Annotated in this window: 20 protein-coding genes and 1 pseudogene; 13 read left to right on the top strand and 8 right to left on the bottom strand. The window is 56.6% G+C overall.

The window, feature by feature from the left end; all coding sequences use genetic code 11:
- Positions 1 to 625: 625 nt before the first annotated feature.
- Positions 626 to 1045, top strand: a complete 420-nt coding sequence (locus C5J22_RS17880) for a response regulator (protein WP_105439313.1) — start codon at positions 626 to 628, stop codon at positions 1043 to 1045.
- Entirely contained in the window at positions 1026 to 1400 is a 375-nt protein-coding gene (locus tag C5J22_RS17875) for a response regulator transcription factor (RefSeq protein ID WP_105405424.1), read from the top strand. Before C5J22_RS17880 ends, C5J22_RS17875 begins: the two co-directional genes overlap by 20 nt.
- A gap of 359 nt (positions 1401 to 1759) precedes the next feature.
- Here C5J22_RS17875 and C5J22_RS17870 read toward each other — a convergent pair whose 3' ends face one another.
- Entirely contained in the window at positions 1760 to 2059 is a 300-nt protein-coding gene (locus C5J22_RS17870) for an I78 family peptidase inhibitor (protein WP_105439312.1), read from the bottom strand.
- 253 nt (positions 2060 to 2312) lie between these two features.
- Here C5J22_RS17870 and C5J22_RS17865 point away from each other — a divergent pair, with 253 nt between their 5' ends.
- The 5 genes and pseudogenes from C5J22_RS17865 to C5J22_RS17840 all read left to right on the top strand — a co-directional run bounded on the left by C5J22_RS17865 (position 2313) and on the right by C5J22_RS17840 (position 9043).
- Positions 2313 to 4649 carry an EAL domain-containing protein gene (locus C5J22_RS17865; RefSeq protein ID WP_172746679.1) on the top strand — a complete coding sequence of 779 codons (2337 nt, stop codon included), beginning with the start codon at positions 2313 to 2315 and terminating at the stop codon, positions 4647 to 4649.
- Between the two features lie 388 nt (positions 4650 to 5037).
- Positions 5038 to 5688 (top strand): transcriptional regulator, encoded by a 651-nt coding sequence (locus C5J22_RS17860; RefSeq protein WP_105439310.1) that lies wholly within the window; start codon positions 5038 to 5040, stop codon positions 5686 to 5688.
- A 133-nt stretch (positions 5689 to 5821) separates the two neighbouring features.
- Entirely contained in the window at positions 5822 to 6382 is a 561-nt protein-coding gene (locus C5J22_RS17855) for a hypothetical protein (RefSeq protein ID WP_105439309.1), read from the top strand.
- Between the two features lie 956 nt (positions 6383 to 7338).
- The gene (locus C5J22_RS17845; RefSeq protein WP_105439308.1) at positions 7339 to 8442 is read left to right on the top strand and encodes a PAS domain S-box protein; all 1104 of its coding nucleotides are present in this window, start codon (positions 7339 to 7341) and stop codon (positions 8440 to 8442) included.
- A 226-nt stretch (positions 8443 to 8668) separates the two neighbouring features.
- A pseudogene (locus tag C5J22_RS17840) lies at positions 8669 to 9043 on the top strand (PH domain-containing protein).
- A 392-nt stretch (positions 9044 to 9435) separates the two neighbouring features.
- On the opposite strand, the gene C5J22_RS17830 reads toward C5J22_RS17840, so the two are convergent.
- Positions 9436 to 9795, bottom strand: coding sequence for a DUF982 domain-containing protein (locus C5J22_RS17830; protein WP_172746678.1), 360 nt, complete (start codon positions 9793 to 9795; stop codon positions 9436 to 9438).
- Between the two features lie 34 nt (positions 9796 to 9829).
- On the bottom strand, positions 9830 to 10069 hold the full coding sequence (locus tag C5J22_RS17825) for a DUF982 domain-containing protein (protein WP_105439306.1): 240 nt from the start codon (positions 10067 to 10069) through the stop codon (positions 9830 to 9832).
- A gap of 515 nt (positions 10070 to 10584) precedes the next feature.
- On the opposite strand from C5J22_RS17825, the gene C5J22_RS17820 reads away from it, so the two are divergent.
- The 5 genes from C5J22_RS17820 (at position 10585) to C5J22_RS17795 (ending at position 13797) form a co-directional block, all read left to right on the top strand.
- Positions 10585 to 11001, top strand: a complete 417-nt coding sequence (locus C5J22_RS17820) for a hypothetical protein (protein ID WP_105439305.1) — start codon at positions 10585 to 10587, stop codon at positions 10999 to 11001.
- Between the two features lie 197 nt (positions 11002 to 11198).
- A complete protein-coding gene (locus C5J22_RS17815) occupies positions 11199 to 11624 on the top strand; it encodes a hypothetical protein (protein WP_105439304.1) in 426 nt (141 codons plus the stop codon).
- A 173-nt stretch (positions 11625 to 11797) separates the two neighbouring features.
- Complete coding sequence (locus C5J22_RS17810) at positions 11798 to 12310, top strand: invasion associated locus B family protein (RefSeq protein WP_105439303.1); 513 nt, start codon at positions 11798 to 11800, stop codon at positions 12308 to 12310.
- Positions 12311 to 12520: 210 nt separating this feature from the next.
- A complete protein-coding gene (locus C5J22_RS17805; RefSeq protein WP_105439302.1) occupies positions 12521 to 12823 on the top strand; it encodes a hypothetical protein in 303 nt (100 codons plus the stop codon).
- A 722-nt stretch (positions 12824 to 13545) separates the two neighbouring features.
- Positions 13546 to 13797: a hypothetical protein gene (locus C5J22_RS17795; RefSeq protein ID WP_105439300.1), complete on the top strand. Its 252-nt coding sequence runs from the start codon at positions 13546 to 13548 to the stop codon at positions 13795 to 13797.
- A gap of 44 nt (positions 13798 to 13841) precedes the next feature.
- Here the strand turns inward: C5J22_RS17795 and C5J22_RS17790 are convergent, their stop codons facing one another.
- Positions 13842 to 14183: a hypothetical protein gene (locus tag C5J22_RS17790; RefSeq protein WP_105405409.1), complete on the bottom strand. Its 342-nt coding sequence runs from the start codon at positions 14181 to 14183 to the stop codon at positions 13842 to 13844.
- Between the two features lie 616 nt (positions 14184 to 14799).
- Here C5J22_RS17790 and C5J22_RS17785 point away from each other — a divergent pair.
- Positions 14800 to 15222 (top strand): MarR family winged helix-turn-helix transcriptional regulator, encoded by a 423-nt coding sequence (locus C5J22_RS17785; RefSeq protein ID WP_245440450.1) that lies wholly within the window; start codon positions 14800 to 14802, stop codon positions 15220 to 15222.
- A gap of 33 nt (positions 15223 to 15255) precedes the next feature.
- Here the strand turns inward: C5J22_RS17785 and C5J22_RS17780 are convergent, their stop codons facing one another.
- From C5J22_RS17780 to C5J22_RS17765, 4 genes are all read right to left on the bottom strand, one after another.
- The gene (locus C5J22_RS17780) at positions 15256 to 15678 is read right to left on the bottom strand and encodes a hypothetical protein (protein ID WP_172746677.1); all 423 of its coding nucleotides are present in this window, start codon (positions 15676 to 15678) and stop codon (positions 15256 to 15258) included.
- 470 nt (positions 15679 to 16148) lie between these two features.
- The gene (locus C5J22_RS17775; protein WP_105439296.1) at positions 16149 to 16355 is read right to left on the bottom strand and encodes a hypothetical protein; all 207 of its coding nucleotides are present in this window, start codon (positions 16353 to 16355) and stop codon (positions 16149 to 16151) included.
- A gap of 235 nt (positions 16356 to 16590) precedes the next feature.
- Positions 16591 to 16893 carry a hypothetical protein gene (locus C5J22_RS17770; RefSeq protein WP_105439295.1) on the bottom strand — a complete coding sequence of 101 codons (303 nt, stop codon included), beginning with the start codon at positions 16891 to 16893 and terminating at the stop codon, positions 16591 to 16593.
- Positions 16894 to 18078: 1185 nt separating this feature from the next.
- Positions 18079 to 18447, bottom strand: a complete 369-nt coding sequence (locus C5J22_RS17765; protein ID WP_105439294.1) for a DUF488 domain-containing protein — start codon at positions 18445 to 18447, stop codon at positions 18079 to 18081.
- Positions 18448 to 18511 lie beyond the last annotated feature (64 nt).

Genomic DNA, 18511 nt, shown 5'->3' with positions numbered 1-18511 from the left:
CGTTGCCGGGTCCCAATCGTAGACAACGACCACCTTGTACTTCCCTCCACGCAGGAGACGAACGACTGAGTGCTCCAGCTTCCGCATGTCATCGAAGTAAGCTTCGGCGTCTGGAGGTTCCGCGGATTGCGGCGTGACCCAGCACCGGATTGCAAAACGCCCCTGGACCATACCAGCCCCCATTTTTCAGATGCCAACACGCTATCGCATAGCAATCTGGATCTATCTAGAAGTGCCTGCAATTACCTCGGCGCGTTTCCTGCGCCGTGCGCGAGGCAGCTTGCATCCGACCGTTCAAAAAGTCGAGGGGAGGGAATCAACGTTGAGAAACTGGAGTTCAACATCGATGTCCAACCAGGCTGACGCTTATCTGAGTTTTGACCTCCACCCGAAGCAGCGGCAGCGCCTGCCGACGTCGAGCACCTTAAACAGCCGCGCTTAGCGCTCCATTGCCACATCGGTATCCGCAGCGACGGGGCCGATAGGACCTCGGCAAGCGGCCAGACTTCTCCTTTGGTCCGTTCAACTGAGTGCGGCCCTAATCAGACTGGAAAATGCTGTAGGCAGGAACTAATCGTCCTGTGAAGACTTCTTCGTTGGCCTCAACGGCCGAAGAGGGGATGCAATGGCGCCTGATGACCTGAGCGCGACAGAAATTGAAGCGTGCGGCGCTCCTCGCGTTCTAATCGCTGAAGACGAGATCTTGGTTCGGCTCGATCTTGCCCAGAGCATTCGTGATTTGGGTTGGGAAGTTGTGGAAGTATCTTCGGCTGACGAAGCCATTGAGCTGCTGCGCCATCCTCTGCATTTCGATCTCCTGGTGACCGACATCCAGATGCCGGGCCAGAAGGACGGGCTGGATCTCGCCCGCCATGTGCGCGAGCAATTTCCCGACATGAAGATCGCGATCGTCTCTGGCGCAGCATATCTGGTTGAGCAATCTCAGGACCTCTGCCACCTTGTCATGAGCAAGCCTGCTTCGGATGCCGTTCAACAGCTGTTAGAGTTGATGAAAGCTACCGGTGATGGACCACAGCATCGCTGAAACAATCTTGCTGGTCGATAGCAATACGCCCCAGCGGACAGCGGTCGCGCAATATCTGCGCGAGTGTGGCTACCGCGTTCTTGAGGCAACGGGTGCCGATGAGGCCCGACAAGCGATCGCACATCACAAAGTGGATATCGTTGTGACGGACGTCGGCCTCAAGGACGACAGCGGATTCGCGGTGTCATCTTTCGTTCGCAAACAACAACCGGAGGTCAAGATTATCTTGACGCACACGGTAGAGAAGATCGCGGCTGTTGCCGGCGATCTATGCGAAGACGGGCCGCTTGACCATCCCTATCATCCCCAACTGTTAGTGGAACGGATTAAGCGCCTGGGCCGAAAAGGTGACTAGCGGATCGGTATCTGTTCATCGGAGTGGGGTTTCCTGGTTGACCTCAGGATGCTGCACCGCCTGGCCCGCATCGACAGTCTCAAACCCTTCGAAACCAGCAGCCTAAATTCTCACAACGCGTAGCTTTGGTTTCAGCGCCACCTCACGCCAGCGTCGAGCCATTCAGTTGAAGGACATTCCTAGCTTTTTAGTCCTATCGTAGAGTCTTCATCGGAATGGCTCGTTCCGGTTGCACCATCAACGGCCGTGATTTTAGCTGCCGGTGCGGGAACAGAGGCCGACCATTCCGTTCGACGGACGTGTGCTCGGCTACAGCCAGCTAAAAGCAAAGTGCGCGGGTGCAGATGGAGGAATATCGCCTAGACACAAGTCGCCCTGACGATCCGGCCCGTTGCTGGATCCGTCTCGATGGTCACGCGGTTCCCCCTGAAATCGTGAGTGACCATTTGGTCCGGCCTGATCTGACGGACAATGGTTGCACCCGTCAATCGTATAACTTCTTGATCAGTTAGCCTTGGCTTCCCCGCAAGTGCCTGAGCCGCAGTGGGCGCGCAGATTCGTTGGGGCGACGCCGCCGATACAGTCCTGCCGTTGCATGAGAGCAGGACGGGAAGCAATCCAATGAAAAGAACGCTGAAAACCTGATGCAGTGTATTCATTAAACGGTTCCTGGTTGGCATTGAACGAGAAGATATCGCAGCAGCCGCGAAAATGTTGGCCCCTGCGACAAAACTGTGGCGGAGAACTCTCTCATCCGTTTCGCGACAGACCTTGGTCCCTCTCTCCGTCAAGTTCCCGAGGCTGTGATGCAAGGCCTTTGGTAGGAGTCTCGACTATCAATCCTTAAAATTTTACCGACTTCTCTAACTCAGGGGTCAGACGGGCATGAAAGGATGTCAGCCGGAGGTCCTGATGTCCCAACTGGTTTCCTGTATCACTGAGCAACACAACTGGCTGCTTTTGCTTGTTGCAATCTGCGTCTGCACCGCCGGCAACCTGGCAGGGGTCTTCATGTTGTCGCGCGCTCGGCAGTGCGTCAAGGCGCACCGGAACCTATGGCTTGCCGTCGCCGGGACTGTGTTTGGCGGAACCATCTGGGCAACCCATTTCATCGCCATGCTTTCATACAGTGTTCCCGTTTCCTACCGGTTGGTGGAGACAGGCTTGTCGATCGTCGCAGCGATTGCGGTCTCTTGTCTTGCGACTTTTGCGTCCCTCTGCGGCCGAGCTCGGCAAGGTGCCGTCGCTGCCGGGGTTTTTCTCGGACTGGCTATCGCAACAATGCACACCATCGGGCTCAGCGCTATCAGTACCTCTGCCATTATTGAAGGCGACCTGGGGACCGAGGTGGCTGCATGGATGTTGGGCGGCGCGTTTGGAGTCGGTGCGATGTTGGTTCTTGCTCATCGGATGACTGGCGGTCGGCTGATCCTCGCAGCTCTGCTGATCGTCGGCGCGGTCTGCAGCCATCACTTCGTTTCGATGAGTGGCTTTGATATCGTGCCGTTGTATTCAGACGCGGCTCGTACACTGACATTCATCGACCGGGTGGGCATTGCTGTCGGCGTCTGTATCGTCTCCAGTCTGTTGATCGCTACAGGCGTTGCGGCACTATTCTTCGATCGGCACCTGACGGATGTCAAAGGGCTTGCCAACGCGACGTTCGAGGCAGTCGTATTGACACGGGCCGGGCGGATTGTTCATGCCAACGAGAGATTTGCAGCACTCATCGGGAAGGCGGTCGCCGACCTCAAGTCGTCGGTTCTGTCTGATTTTCTGGTTGACCGGCAAGGGCCGCAAGGTGTCCTGAAGTCGCCAAATGGCCCGGTTCCTGTCGAGATCGTCGAGGGCATTATAGAATACCGCGGCCGCGAAACGTCGGTACTCGGTCTGCGAGACATCAGCGAGCGGCTGGAGGCCAACCGGCAACTGGTTCATCTTGCCTCCCATGATCCGCTGACCGGCCTTTTGAACCGGCGTTCGTTCGCCAGTTGGTCTGATGAAGCTATCGCCGAAGCTGCGGCTGGGGGAAATGAAGTCTCGCTGCTGACATTTGATCTTGATCGCTTCAAGGCGATCAATGATGTCCATGGCCACGCCGAGGGAGACTTGATTTTGCAACAGGTTGCCGATGTTCTCAACGCTTCGTTCGACGACCGCGCGATCGTGGCGAGGATGGGTGGAGATGAATTTTCTGTCCTGTTGCCGGGATCTCAGGCATCTGCGGCGCGGCAAGCTGCCGCGGCATTTTTCGCAAACTTCAAATCGCTGTTTGATGCGCACGAAAAGGCAGGGGCGTTAGGCGTGAGCGTCGGTATCGCGACGTTCCCGGAACATGGACTTGAACTCAAGCAGTTGCAGAATAATGCTGATGCCGCCCTGTACCGAGCGAAATCCGAAGGGAAGGGGAGGATATGCGCGTTCGACCGTTTTCTTGACCAGCAACTGCGTACGCGGCGGCGGCTGGAAGAAGAGCTGCGGAGCGCCGCCCAGGCCGGCGAACTGTTCCTGCTCTACCAGCCAATCGTCGAAACGGCGTCGGGTGAGCCGCAAGGCTATGAAGCACTGTTGCGATGGCGCCATCCAACTTACGGCGTTCTATCCCCGGCGGTGTTCATCGAAGCTGCGGAGGAGAGCGGCAGCATCGTCGAGATTGGGAAGTGGGTCCTCGAAGAGGCTTGCCACCAGGCGGCGTCTTGGGACGACAGGCTCTTCGTCGCCGTCAATGTCTCGACGCGACAACTAATTTCTCCCGATTTAATCGAACACGTGACGACCGCCCTTGAAACAAGCGGTCTTGCGCCAGAAAGACTTGAGCTGGAGATTACCGAGACGGGGCTGCTCGAGGATCGTGCCAACGTCACGCAATGCCTTACCACGCTTGCCTTCATCGGCGTTAAGCTCGTGATGGATGACTTCGGCAGCGGTTACTCGTCGATAACCAACCTCCGCCGCTACCCGTTCCACAAGGTGAAGATCGATCGCAGCTATGTCGCAGCGCTCGATGATGACCCGGTCGCCGAGGTCATAATCGATTGTACGTTGGCGCTCGGGAAGAGCCTAGGCCTCTCCATTGTCGTCGAAGGTATCGAAACGGAAGCACAACGCGGTCGCGTCGCTGAAAAGATTCCGGATCAAATGCAAGGTTTTGTTTTCGGTCGCCCGGACGCCATGCAGGACCGGACCTCGGTGTCAGAACACGAGCCGCGCCCAAAACAGGCACAGCGACCGGTGTTTACGCTTCGCTAACCATGATTCGCTACCCTACGGTTCTCGATGCGGTCTCCTCCCTAAGCGTCGATGAGAAAACTTGGGCCGTGGGACTATGTCTCCGGCCCTTTTTCGTGTCATGGGAAGTTCCTAACTCGACGTCCCGTCCTGCGGTTGAATTTCCGGGCGGGGGCGAGGTCGATCCTGTGTTCACAGTCACGCGTGAATTTTTGGAGGCGGCGCGAAGCCGGACACAACTTTTCCAAGCCTGACGCCGTAGCACCTCGCGGACTGGAAGGCGATGCGGCTTGCTAGGAACAGAGCCCTCGGGACTGGACCGCCGGGGCGATAGGGGTTATCTGCAGGGCTTGTTGCGATGCTGAAAGCGTCGCCGAAACATCACCGCAGACATCCAAGGCCTCTCAAAGTGAAAAAAGTCCAGCGCAGCTTTGCCGTCGAGTACAGATCGGGTCGGCGAAAACTCAATTCCAATCCGAACTCGATCTGGGGAGACGTGGATCTCAAGTCCGTGGCGCAGGATCTGCAGGACGAGGCAATGCCATTTCTTCCGGAAACGTCCCAGGTTAACAGCACCGGAATGTCTTTCGCCGGCGAACAACAGGCCGCGGCGTTGTTGACACCGCCGATCGAGCAGGAGACAAATGCATCGGCTTTACAGGAGACCATAATGGCCGACGAAAACAATACGATGACTGATGCTGACACGCCGACGGTTGCGGCGCCCGCACCGAAGAAGGAGCGCAAACCTCGCGCCAAAAAGGCGGCCGCTGAGACGGCCTCGACCGCAGTTTCGGCGCAACCGGCAGCGGCTTCGAATGCCGCAGCGATCAAGCCGAAGAGAGGACGCAAGGCAAAGGCCGACGAAGGTGCGCCAAGTGCCAAGCGTGCGCCTGTCAAACGTGCTCCGAAGGCCGTGCAGGCGGCGACCGTGGCGGCCGTTGACGAGTTTGCGGATCTTCTGCAGCTGGAAGAGGAAAACCAGAGACTGCGCAAGCAACTGGCTGAGAAGCTGCGTGCTGAAAATGCCGATCTGCGAAAGCGGCTCAACCTCGGCTGATCGGCAGCCGTCGGTCAAGCGCTGGCCGCATTCTCAAGACTATGTCGAGACGAATATCTTGGCGGCGGCTGGTCCCGCCGCCAACGCTTTTGCTCGCAGCCTGCATGCGAGGTAGAATACGAGGTCGAATAAAATGGCGTCTCCATGGAAACTTCTTGCCCGGCTTGTGTCACCGCGACGTCAGCAGCGCCAAGAACACGGCCCGACCGATGACGTGAAGCCGGACGTATTGGCCATCGCCAAGCCGACTGAAACGGCTGCCGACAACGGGCTCAACACCGCGGATCCTCTGGTCGACGAAAAGCCGGTCCTTCACGATCAATCGGAGGCGGTGTCAGCGGACCCGGATCATTCCGAAGAAACGGCAAGCGGTATCCACGGCACGGCAGATATCGAAGGCGCCGGGCCCGCGGAAGCGGTTGATCCGGCCTTGTCCGATGAGGCCGATACTGCCGCACACGACGCACCAAAACCCTCCCAGGCGGGCGAAGGTGCAACGCGAAAGCGCAGCATCCGGGGCAAGAAAGCGGCAGGGGGTGAAGCCGTTCCGCCACCCTCTCCAGGCGTTCCCGCCGTTTCTGACGATGCAATCCGCCTTGATGAAGAGATCAGGCTGCTGCGGGACCAGTTGGCGCGCAAGCTTCAGCTGCAAAATGCACAACTGAAGAGGATGCTCGAGCGGTTCGAACGCTGAACGCGCCGTTTGTCCATCGCACCGAATAGCCGATCGAAATTGGCCCAGCCTGGATGTGGTCGGGGTTGCTGGCGCATCGGGTAAGGCCGTAGGACAACATGCCGGCTTAGCGGCGCGCAATCATCTCCAAGGATTTCGAAGCAATCTCGTCCAAGCCAATCGAGAGGTGCATCGACGTTGTGTTTGACTGGCGAAACCCGCGCCCCAAAAGCGAGCTGAAGGAGGTCAAAAGAGCTTGCTGCTGAACCATGAGCCATCAGAAGTAGCGACCTCGTGGTCTGTTCGTCAGTTTGAAGGAGCTGGTGTAGTTGGTGCCAAAGCTGCTGGCGGTGTTGTACCAGCTGACGCAGGTGGTGTAGCTGGCGGGCTGGGGTTGGTAGCGGGTTGATCGAAATCTGACCGGAATATCAGCACGGCTACAATGACCACCAAAACGACGACGAAGCCAATTATTGTGTTTCGATTCATGAGTAATCCTCCCAAAACCAAGGGTCGGCTTTGGGAGAGGTAGGCCGGACAAACGGGCTTGTCCACTCCGAGGCCGCCTCTGGTGGGCCATAGGATCCGGCACGTCTCATGAAGAGACCGGGTCGGCGCAGGCTGCAATCAAGGCTGAAGAATTGTTCTCGGGGCACCGCCAACCGGCGCCCATCAATCGCGCGAGAGTCGCGCCTCGAACCTCTCCGCCGATGACCCGGGGCCGATACGCTGCCAACTGCAGAAGCAATTGCCCCGGACGTTGCAGCACCGGATATGCCAGTCGTTAGTCTTGGAAATTTGTTCATCGGGCCGTCGTCCAGGAATGGGAGCCGGCCGCACCGTAGGACGTCACATGATTTTGCAACAGTTGGGCCACACAAAAGACTTTATTTCTCGACGTGGGGAGCTAAGGTTCCAACCGGGGTAGGGCCTTTCCGCTCAAAACTTTTGACGACATCTTGGATACGCAGACGCCGATGGCAGACAAACATGATCGCAGTGATGGCGGGGCAACTGGCCGTCGCTCCAAGCAATCTGAGGCCGAGGCAGTGGCACATCAACAGACACACGACGCCGCCGCGTTCCTGGCGGCAATCATCGAGTCCTCCGAGGATGCCATCATAAGTAAGTCCCTTCAGGGGGTCATCACCACCTGGAACCGGGGTGCGGAGCGGCTTTTTGGATACAGCGCCGCTGAAGCTGTCGGGAAGTCGATCACTATTCTCATACCTGAGGAGCGGCTTGACGAGGAGCCGTCGATCCTTGCGCGTATCCACGCCGGAGAGCGCGTCGACCATTTCGAGACAATCAGGCGTCGTAAGGATGGCACCTTTTTCGATATTTCGCTGACGATCTCGCCAATCCGCAACAACGACGGCAGGATTATCGGAGCCTCGAAAATTGCCCGTGACATTTCGGACCGGAAGCGCGCAGCAGAACGCCAGGATCTTCTCCTTCGGGAGATGCATCATCGGGTCAAGAACCTTTTTGCAATCACCGGGAGCATCATCACGTTGGCAGCGCGCACGGCGCAGACGCCGAGCGAGCTCGCCTCTTCAATGAAAGACCGTCTTGTCGCGCTCTCGCAAGCACACGAGATGACACTGCCGAGCTTTACAGGGGACGAAGCATTTCAAGAGCGGTCCACGACCCTATTCCAGCTGTTGTCCAGCCTGCTTTCCCCGTACGATGAGGGTGAGGGAGGTAGGTGGCGCCTTCATGGTGAAGACGCACCGATCAGCGCCGAGAGGGTGACAAACCTTGCCCTGCTCTTTCACGAATACGCCACCAACGCGGTGAAGTACGGATCCCTGTCCAATGCGGAAGGGCGATTGGACGTGACGCTCAATGCATTCCATGAAAGATTCGAGATTTCGTGGCTTGAGTCTGGCGGAGGACCTTCCAGCAAAGCGGAAACGAAAGATGCGGGATTCGGCACGAGGCTGGAGCAGATGATCATCCGCAGCCTCAGTGCAAACGTTTCCAGAGATTGGCAGCCGCACGGCCTCCTGATCAAGCTGTCAATGCCCCGCGCCGCATTCGCAGCGCCAGCTGAGGCTCAACGTGTGCCGAGACCGTAACCCATGCTCGTGGTTGATCGCCGCGAAGCGGAGACGCCGACCGAAATGGTGGGGGCTGAGTGGATGCAAAGCTCCCACGTTTTCAAGGGAGCCTTCTAAAGGATTTTGAGTGCCGGAAGAAATTGCATTTTTCTTCGAGGCTCATTTTCTTCTAGTCGCCCCTCCATCTGCGCTTGCCGTCGAGACGCTTCACTCCTACCGTCCATGAAGAAATGGGGTTGGTGACATGGGTATCTCTCATGGCCTTTTTGGGCATGGATCGGCGCTAGATCCCAACGACCTGAAGCGCCGCCGAGACGGTGTTCTGATCGAGGGAGAAACACCGCAACTGGCCAAAGGTGATTCGAGATTTCTTCGTCTTCACTCAGTCCCAGATCATCCTCGTCGACATCCAGGGCATCACCGGCAGCAAGGTCGACACACGTCCATCCCATATAAGGCCATCACCCGCTTCGCGGTTGAAACGGCTGGGACGTTCGATCTTGATTCCGAGCTCAAGATCTGGGTTTCCGGCTCCAGCACGCCTATCGCCAAGACGCTCAAAAAGGGAACCGACGTGCGCGGCATTCAAAGGGAGTTGGCGACAGGAGTGCTGCGGTAGACCGGCCAAGGTCCAGTCCTAGTGTAAGTCGGATCCCGGAGCCTGACTCCCAGGGCCATTGCCGCGCGTCGCCGGCGGAATCAAAATCTAAAGCCTTGATTGGGAGCTTCTGGTAGAGGCCGGCATTCAATGCGGAAGTAGACGTAGATGTCACCCCCAAACCGGCACCTAGGGAAATGACTTTGCGCCCGACAACATCATGAGCAACTGACGCTCCCCCCTTATTCCATGTTGAAAGAGATCGATCAGATCTCGAGCTATCCGGTTGGCCGCGGCGCTTCCCTTCTCTAAGCGCCTTCGTTCGCACAATTGATCGAATACCTTTTGGAGCATTTCCAGGTCTTCGGGATCGAGAATAGACGCCGACTGAGAATGGTTCTGGAGCATCGTCTTTAGTCACATGCAAGATCGAGAGCGGTTGAAGGGGACCCCACGATAGAGACGGTAGCAACGGGTGCCTTGCCGAATAATTCGGGATCGCCAGGCTGATCAGAACACCGCTCATGCCGGTCATCGACCAGCGCGCCAGCTTCGATCACTGCAGCGACAAATGCCAATCGAGCCTTCGCCAGTCTTTCTCGGCCAGCTTGTGCGGCATAGCAGGCGTCCATTGCGATGAGGCGGTAATTTCCAGTCCTTACTGGCCATCGATCGAACAGAGCGACCAGCGCCTCGTCAACGCCGCTCACGGAATGCACCATATTATCATCGGTCCGATAGTAGACGCACAAGCCCCACAGCGCAGTCTCCATTGTTACCCCCTTGTCCCAATTTTGCTCCATTTTATCACGTGATTTGTGCCTCCTTCAGCGCCAGGCCGAAGCAGGCCCTGGCGTCTTCGATCGACAGACGGCCATCCATGGCTGCGAGCATTGCCAGTTGGGCCTTCGCGAACTGCGAACCCTTCACCACGGGCCAGCACACATTCTGACCGCCCCGCGAATTCATGAAACCATATGCTTCAAATGGGCCGCGAATGACGATCCCACAGGCGAAAAATGGAGGGTCCCAGAATACTGTTCTCATGAAATGCCCCTTCCCGGAATGGAAAGGTAGTCAGATTTTTCGCATCTGACAAAGCGGAAATGTCGTATCCATCCGTTCATCGGCAAAAGAAGGGGAGCGACATGCAAGGGGAGCCGTCCGGAACCCCGAGGAAATCAGGCGAAAATAAGGATCTCTGTCCACCCAATCACAATCACGTGTTTACGTTCTGGACGTCGTCGCACAAAGACTTGCCAAATGAACACCAGTAAATACTTTCCTGCGATTTTCCTTTGGGACAGATCCAGAACAGTGAGCAAGCTGAGCTTACACCCAAGGAGGGTCATCTGCGTGGTCGCGAGCTATATGACTGGCGAAATGTCTCAACTTCCTGCGCCAGCCTCGGCTCGAAACTCAGGCTCAGCCATCTGCTGCTTAGAGCTGAGAGAAGATGTTTCTGACAACCGCAGACGATCAAACTTTTGTGATCAATGTTAGGTTGATCCGAAAGGCTATTTTTATATCATGCCATGATCAAATACGTGGGGAGAACAGCTATGCTAGCTTTCGGAGATGGTGGACGCTCTTCGTTCCGTCCGTCCAAGATCCTATGGCTTTGGTCGCTGGTCGGCGCGTCGGTACTGACGATGATCGTTGGCTTCACATGGGGTGGCTGGACAACATCGGCGAGCGTGCGAGAGATGAAAATGGTCGCAGCGCGGGATGCGCGGGCCGATCTGGTCGCCGACATTTGCGTCCACGACTTCATAAGCGCGAGCAATGCCGAGCAAAACCTGCAGGCCCTCAAAGCTACATCGTCCTGGGAACGCGAGAATTTCATCAAGGAGGGAGGCTGGACAAAGGTCGCCGGGATCGAGGGGCCTGTTATCAATGCGGCAAACAACTGCGCGGAACAACTGATGAAAATGAATGAGCTTCCGCAACAAGCCACATCGGCAGTGACGGACAGTTAACCTTCGAGTGGATGTGATGAGATGTCCAGTCGAACCAGGCCCGCCTGAAATGACTTCGGGCGGGCCTAACGGGATCGATGTCGCGGCAGGCTGCGCAGTGGCCTGTTTGTTGGGTTCGTGGAGCGACGCACCACTTCAATGCTCGAATTTTTTACACAATTCCCGTCTCCGTCAGGAGCCGACGCGAGGAGCTAGGATTGCAAACCGAGGATTTTGAGGAAACAGCGGCCGACATCCACTCTGCGCCATACAATCCGAAGCCGTTTCACAAGCACATGATGAGCCCCTCCAGCGAAGCGACGCTTCGAGTCAATTCGATCACCATCAATGGGATTTGGTGCGAGGTTGTAAAGGCTGACCAGCAGTCGCTGCTGGGCACCGTCGCATTCATCGGCCGCGGCGATCCCCTTTTGTGCAATCGAGACCCGAGCGAATTCACCGATACAACAGCAGGGGCGGAGATCACGCTCAGGGCCGTAACCGATGGGCGCGGACTGCGAAAGACGGATGTCCTGTCGTGGAGAATCAACCGGCATTCGTCGGCAAACCTCTCACAGAATATCGCTTCAGATTTATGTAACATTGACTTAGCTGCGCGGGCCACTGACGTGCCTGCCGAGTAGCGGGCCGCCAAAGTCTCCGACGTTATTCGATGGCTTCGATTGGGATCCGTCAGTCCACGAAAGCGTATTTGGTCTAGTCCCCCGACACTGCCACTGCAGCGCCAGATTTAGGTGGAGCGCCGTCCACGGCCGACTTGGCCTCAACCTCTATTTAATCCAGCCATGGAGATGAGATGTCCCTCAAAACATTCGCGCTCGCCGTTTTTGCCCTCGCTGCAATCGGTCCAGCATCGGCAAATGCGCGGCCCGGCTCCGCGCCTACGATGATCAAAACGTTTGGAGCTTGGGGTCTCTATTCGTATTCAACAGATGGTCGGAAACACTGCTATGCACTCTCCACGCCACAGGAGGCTCGGCCGGCAAATGTCGATCACGGCAACAACTATATCCTGGTGGCCCCAGACCCAAGGGCCGGCAGCTACTATCCGCAAGCTGTGATGGGCTATGACATTCTCGGCGGCTCAGAGATAACGGTGGCGGTCGATGGCAGAAATTTTTCGATGACGTCGAAAGGGAATTCCGCCTGGACGAAGAACGCGATCGACGACGCGGCACTGGTTGCGGCGATGAAATCCGGCAGCTCAATGACGTTGAGCGCGATCTCGAAACGAGGCACGCGAACGAATTACAAGTACGCACTCGCGGGCATAACAGCGGCGCTTACAGCAGCTGCAAAGTGTAGCTGAACTCGATCGACTACCGATCACGAGGCGACATTTCAGCGTGATCTACTCGATGCCAATCGAGAAATCGACCGATCCCGCCCCCTCACGGTGCGATAACACTCCTGTGTCCGCCTCTATCTTTTTACGTTTATCATGTCATGATATATTTTGCTGAGCGATCAAAAAGAATCGCGGGTGAAAGCTAGCCTAAAAAAGCCGGGGAGGGTGCAGATGAAGGATATTGCAGAAGTTGCCAAGTTGACGCTGCTACTTGAGCGAATCCTAAGGGAACGCGGGCTTCTAGATCAGGAACAGTTCGATGTCTCGGAGCTACCAATTGATCTGCAAAAGAGGATGGGCCGCCTCATCGAGAACGCCTCCGAGCTGCAGGGTCTCTTGAGGATTGGCCACGCTGCTCGTCTTGGTGAAGCACTTTCTCCGCCCGTTCTTGAGGCAACCCGCGTCATGGTTCAGGAAGTGTGCGAGGCATTGTTGGACCGTGATAAAATTCAGATTGAAAGCACGGTGCATTAGTGGGGGATGGCTATGTCGATGTCATCCCCCGCACGGGGTTCTGTGCAGGCTGGTTTGCTTGCCGCTGTTTTTTCAATCGTGACTTTCTCATATGCCGTTGCTGGCGAAACGTCGAACTGCGCGGACGCCGCCAAGAGCGCGATGGTTCGAACCCCTGGGCAGATTTTGTCAGTCAGATCCGGGAGTGGTCGGTGTGTCGTTGTTCTCCTCATGCACCGTGAAGGGCAACGGCCGAAGAGGGTGGTTCTAGATCTCACGAACGAAATGAGTTCCTCCCACGGTGCTAAGCCGAACCAACCCGCCCTGGGTCAAATCCGGGCAATGAGCGATTGAGGCATTGCATCTTCATCAGGAGTGACGAAGCTTGTTGAACGGGGCCTTCGAATTTTACTTTTCAAAAAGTGGAGGTACTTGGACCCGGCTAATGGGCGGTGCAGCCTTGCTGGTTCTTGCCTTGATGCTGATATGGGCAGGCAGCGCGGAGGCCGCGCCACCAAGCCACCCGCAGAGACCACCTGCGTTGAAGGCTAAACAGGCCACCTATATTACCGACGTGACAGGCAAGCGCGTTCGAATCGTTGGTCCACGCTTCTATCCAAACCCCACGAAAAGCCTACCATTTCCCGGTCGCGGCGCGAGCCCGCCGGACCGGCAAAACTTCTAGCGACAGTAGGCGCAGCGTGTTGAGTGGGTCGGCGCGAAAGCACAAGGAGGTGTAATTGATGAATCGACGCGAAGAAACAAGAGCGGCAGTCATAAACTATCTCAGATCTATCCATGCGACGCCCGCGGCGCCCGTCAACCTGCACCAGCTGACAGTCGCCCTGGCTAAGGCGAACTTTACTCAGGAGGAGATCGTAAGAGCATTGTTCTGGCTGGAAGCGGATCGCGTCCTGGAGCTGATGCAAGGCAATCTTGTCCGTGTCATGCATTTCATGACAGTCGATGAAGATGCGCCGGCTTTGACGCGCTGATATTTAACGTTCACGGGCCTCGCCTGGCCCAGTAAGATCAATTTCTAGTTCTGTTCGAGAACCATGACTTGCTCGATTTGCGCCGACCATCGCTTCCCTTTCTGAGTTACAAAGAAAAAGGTCGCAGGCTTGGTCCTCCGTATCCAGCGGAAGAGACGGGTCGGCTGCCTTACACTGTCAACAGCGCCGGCCGCGACAAGAGTTGCGACGGCATCGGCAATCGCGTCATCGGCAGCTCTGACGTGAGCGGATAGCTCGGCCCAGGTGAACGGAGCGGTGCAGTAGATCTCTCCACGGTGGAAAACTTGCATTCGCCGATCGCGATGTCCGCGACCGATTACTCCGAGCAGTTGCTTCTCGACCCCGTTGAGTTCCGAAATTGCCACCGCAACCTCCTCTCTTGTCGGCGTCTCATCAGGGTTTAACCCCACCGTTCTCATAGTCGAGTTAGGTCGGGCACCATCGGGCAAAGCGAGCCCACTTTGTCCCCCGCCTCCGCCGACGTCACTTGAACGAGAGTGTACCGAAGCTTTTGTCACCCCGGAAACCATCGCTTATCCCGTGGGTTAGATGTCATGAAGGGGGCATCGATGCCCTATTGCCAAGTTGACCGATGAACGAGCGGCTTTTTTTCGAGTGAAGCCAGATCGTGTAAGGGCCACTTGATAGGAGCAGATATTGACGTAGCGGTCGAATTCAGCGTCGGACACCCTGGATTGACGGGCCACACAGCTCACATCACACCCGCACTCATTGAGCGCGGGTAGCAGTTCTACTCCGCATCCGGCTGAAACACTTCCTACTTTCAAAAGCCCCCTCTTACCGTCGCCGCCAAGACAATCTATGATTCGCGCGCGCGACAGCGGACATCGTGCTCGAGGCGGACCATGCACAATCCGCCGCGCGCACGCGAACCGTCCTCCCCAACGCGGACACCGAAATTATATATCATGGCGTGATTCAATAAAAGGTTTTTGAATGCCGAGTGCAGAAGAAGTTGACTTGAAAAAGGAACTGCCCCCTGACTTGTACGGCGCGCTCGCCGGGTTCCGGCTCGCACTGCGTCGTTTCCTGGCACTCAGCGAAGCAGCACTTGCGGAGGCCGAGGTCACATCACAGCAATACCAGGCAATGCTGGTGATCAAGACGGCGGTCGGCGGTCGCATCATGATGAGGGAACTGTCAGAGCAGATGTTGATGCACCCTCACGGTGCAGTACAGCTGGTTGACCGCCTCTCATTGGCTGGTCTGGCAAACCGAACGCCCTCCGAAAATGACAGACGAAGCGTCTTGATCGGACTGACGCCCAGAGGGGAGGGCCTCCTTGAGGCGCTTGCAAGAATCCACGTCCAAGGCTTGTTGGCCAATCAGCCCTTGCTGGTCGAATCGCTGTCGAAACTGCGCGACCTGGGTGAGATAGATTAGCGTCAGGCGGCGAACTCCGGGATATAGGCTTGGTCAGAAAGGCAGGATCTGATCCTTGACAACCGGGATATGGGCCGTGGCCAGCGTGAGGGGTGCAAGCCACAAAGCGGTGATGATACTCCCGAGCAGCCAGAAGATCGTGTCGAAGTTCATGCTATAGCGTTGTTTCTGCCGTCGTGACGGGGCCGGACTTTGCGAGAGATTCCACGTCACGCCCGCAAAGAAGATGGCGCTCAGAAGGCTCCCGAAAATGGCGACGAAGTAGAACGTCATCGTGACGACTCCGGCAGCGAATTTTATGCCGAAGGGATCATCGCCCTGGCTCAAAACCGCGACACCCGTTGCCCCAACGAATATGCATACAGGCGCCAACGGCCACCAGAGAACAAGCCAGCCAAAGGCATCCTCCATACCTCGTGCGGCCGCTTTCAATGCCATCGAAACACGATTGGTCACGCCAGCATCCTCGCAACTTCCTGCGGTTCACCACTGCAGCCCGCTAAAGAGGGCTATGCGCCCTCCACGTATTTTACATCATCCGATGTCATGGTTTAAGGAGGTTTGCGTTCAAATGCCCGCGATGTCGGGGCTTTAGGCGGGTTGGTCCATCGAAGGCCGTTGGCCGAGAGTGACGAGGGGCCGACATCGTTGAACGTCACATCGAGTTTAATAACAGGGCTCGGCACCTCGTCGGCCGGCTTGCACCATAGGGGCAAGTATCGCTTGTCGATGATGCACATTCCGCGGCGTCCCCAGAACAGCTGGAGAGTTCGTGCATCTTGGGCGGACCTGGTTCCGGACGTCGCAGATCGAGCCGTTGTCGGTCGTGACAATGGAAGGAAATCGGATATCAGGCTCTCCTCATCTGAGGTGTTCCTCTTAGAACGAAGGGTCGATGACGCATGCGTCGGATGGTGAACGCAAAATCAGACGTCGGAGGGGTTAAGAGCGCGCCGAGGCGGCCCCATCGATTTTTCCAAACCGAAAAGACCGCCGCGCTCGCGGTCGGCGATCATCTCTTTCAGTTGCCGGATCTGGTTTGGATAATATTCGTCCCCAGTACGGCGCCATTTCTTCTCCAGACTGCGAACTGCGCTGTGTAGCACCCGCAGTTCATCGTCGATGTTTGACATGATCGGCCTCCACATCCAGAACCTAAGTTAACGGCCAAAAAATGCCACCCCTTCGCCAGTCGCCTTTGAGAGTAAAGCAGCACAAAGGAAACGACGTAGATCGTATTGCTGAGGTTGATGGTCTCGCTCACGGGTTGTCTGCGATGGCATTTGGTCGACAGCCAAGAAAACTGTTGACATCGTGGTGGAGAGAATACGTTCTATGGGGTGAGCCGCCGAGAAGGTTGCCGCAATCCTACAGGAGATCTTTGCCTCCGGGTCCCACGAACTCGATGCGCAAACCCTGAGCCTGCGCGCCTTTGACAAATCTATCCGCGCTCAGAACATCGACGCTGATCCTTCCGCCCAAACAGTAACCGAATGGCTGAGCTAATTCCTTGCGAACCCACGCATCGGCTCGTGCCGACCGGATCGAAATCTCCCATTGATCATCTTGTTTCCGATCGAGCGCGAAATCGCAGTTGCTGTGGTCCGTCGGGCATACCGCTCCCGCAAGCAGCGGTTCGTTATTCCGTGAACGATGGAAATCGGTGGGCATTCGTACGCTCCTGCATGTTTCTAGGTGACCATCATGGCCGTCCTGGTTGAAACGAGGCCACTATTCGTGATGACGTCTTTAGCTGTGGCGACATTATTCTGCGGGCTTCGGAGCATTGCTATCGTTTGCTTGCTCTTTTTGCGCCTGTTCTGCGAAATATCTCTTCCCCAAAGATTCCGATATATAACCGCTGACAGCCGAGGCTTCTGACGGCGTGTCGCACTGCTTGGGCGAGCCGAACGAGCGCGAACAACAACCAATCTGTGCCGATGATTGATAAGATGCAAATGAAACTTATTGGCCGTTACCAACAACGTTTCTGCTTTGTGTTAATCGTTGGAGGTCGCGATAGCCCCGGCATTGCCTGAATTTCACTCCAACCGGTCGTGCTACGTGAAACGCAGCATGTACGAAGACCCGCAGCCGTCGCTGCTTTGATCCGTTGCGCGCGATAGACTTTGTTCGGAAAGGGCAGCTATGCGAAAACCAGTGCACTTTGGCGCCGAATGCGATCATGACAAGGTAACCTATCAACATCAGCAACAGACCGCGGTCCTAGGCTCAGGACCTATTTAAATCGCTTTGTGTGGCGTACTGCCTTTGATTAATTGAGATCGAAAGGAGGCCGCCGCAATCAGTGATCTGATGTTGTTGTCAGAGGCGCAAATGCGCGGGATCACGCCGTATTTTCCGCTGCCCCATGGCGTTCCGCGCGTTGATGACCGGCCCGCTCACCCTTAGCAGGAGGCGTGCCGTAAGGGTAGACGGGATGACGATCTCCTTGGGCCGAGAATGCAGGTGCCACTTCCTCGGTCGTCAAGCAAATGCCTCCCAGCCTGCACAGGCGGGGAGTATGCCGGGATACGCCGTCTGCGCCGGAACCGGATACCTCAACGTCCGCCGGAGAGGTCCTTGGCATTGGTGTCACGCAGCATGTTAGGGCCCAGGATGGGCAACGTCCAACAACTAGCGTCGGAGCCAAGCCGAGCGGACCGAGCCACAACTCTTTAAACCGTAAAAGCTGCCTTTATTGTGCTATTAAATTCGTTTGTCTGCTGAAGGCCAAATGATAAGCTTCAATGCATGCCATTGAGCAAGGTGAGTGACGCTTGCGCAAAATGCCCCGGCCCGATCTGAGGGCCCATCAAAACTTTGAGCGACATGGAAAAACGTAACATAGTTTCTCTATCGATCTTCCCGCAGCATCTCTCTGAGGATCACGGCGTTGTTGTGTGTCTCGTCCTGAGCCGAGTAAACGAGCGTGACTGTGCCCTTCGCCATCATGCCGCGCAACCGGTCGAGAGCGTCGCGATGCTCTTGGATTTCCGCCCCATACCGGCGGCGGAATTCAGTCCAGCGCGCTGGGTCGTGCCCGAACCACTTCCGAAGGTCGGTACTTGGCGCGAGCTCCTTGAGCCAATGATCGATTGCCGCGTCAGATTTTTTGATCCCGCGCGGCCAGAGTCGGTCAACCAACACGCGGATGCCGTCATCCTCGGTGGGGATCTCGTATGCCCGTTTCAATTTTACTCTGTCGGAGAGTTGTTTCGCCATCGGCGTCGATCCTCCCTGCACTTCGTTTCACGGGTTCAGGATGTGGATCAACCGAGATCAAGAT

The sequence above is a fragment of the Neorhizobium sp. T25_13 genome, from assembly GCF_002968675.1.
Taxonomy (GTDB): Bacteria; Pseudomonadota; Alphaproteobacteria; order Rhizobiales; family Rhizobiaceae; genus Neorhizobium; species Neorhizobium tomejilense.
Note: the sequence above shows the minus strand (reverse complement) of the source record. Positions and strands in the feature narration are given on the sequence as shown.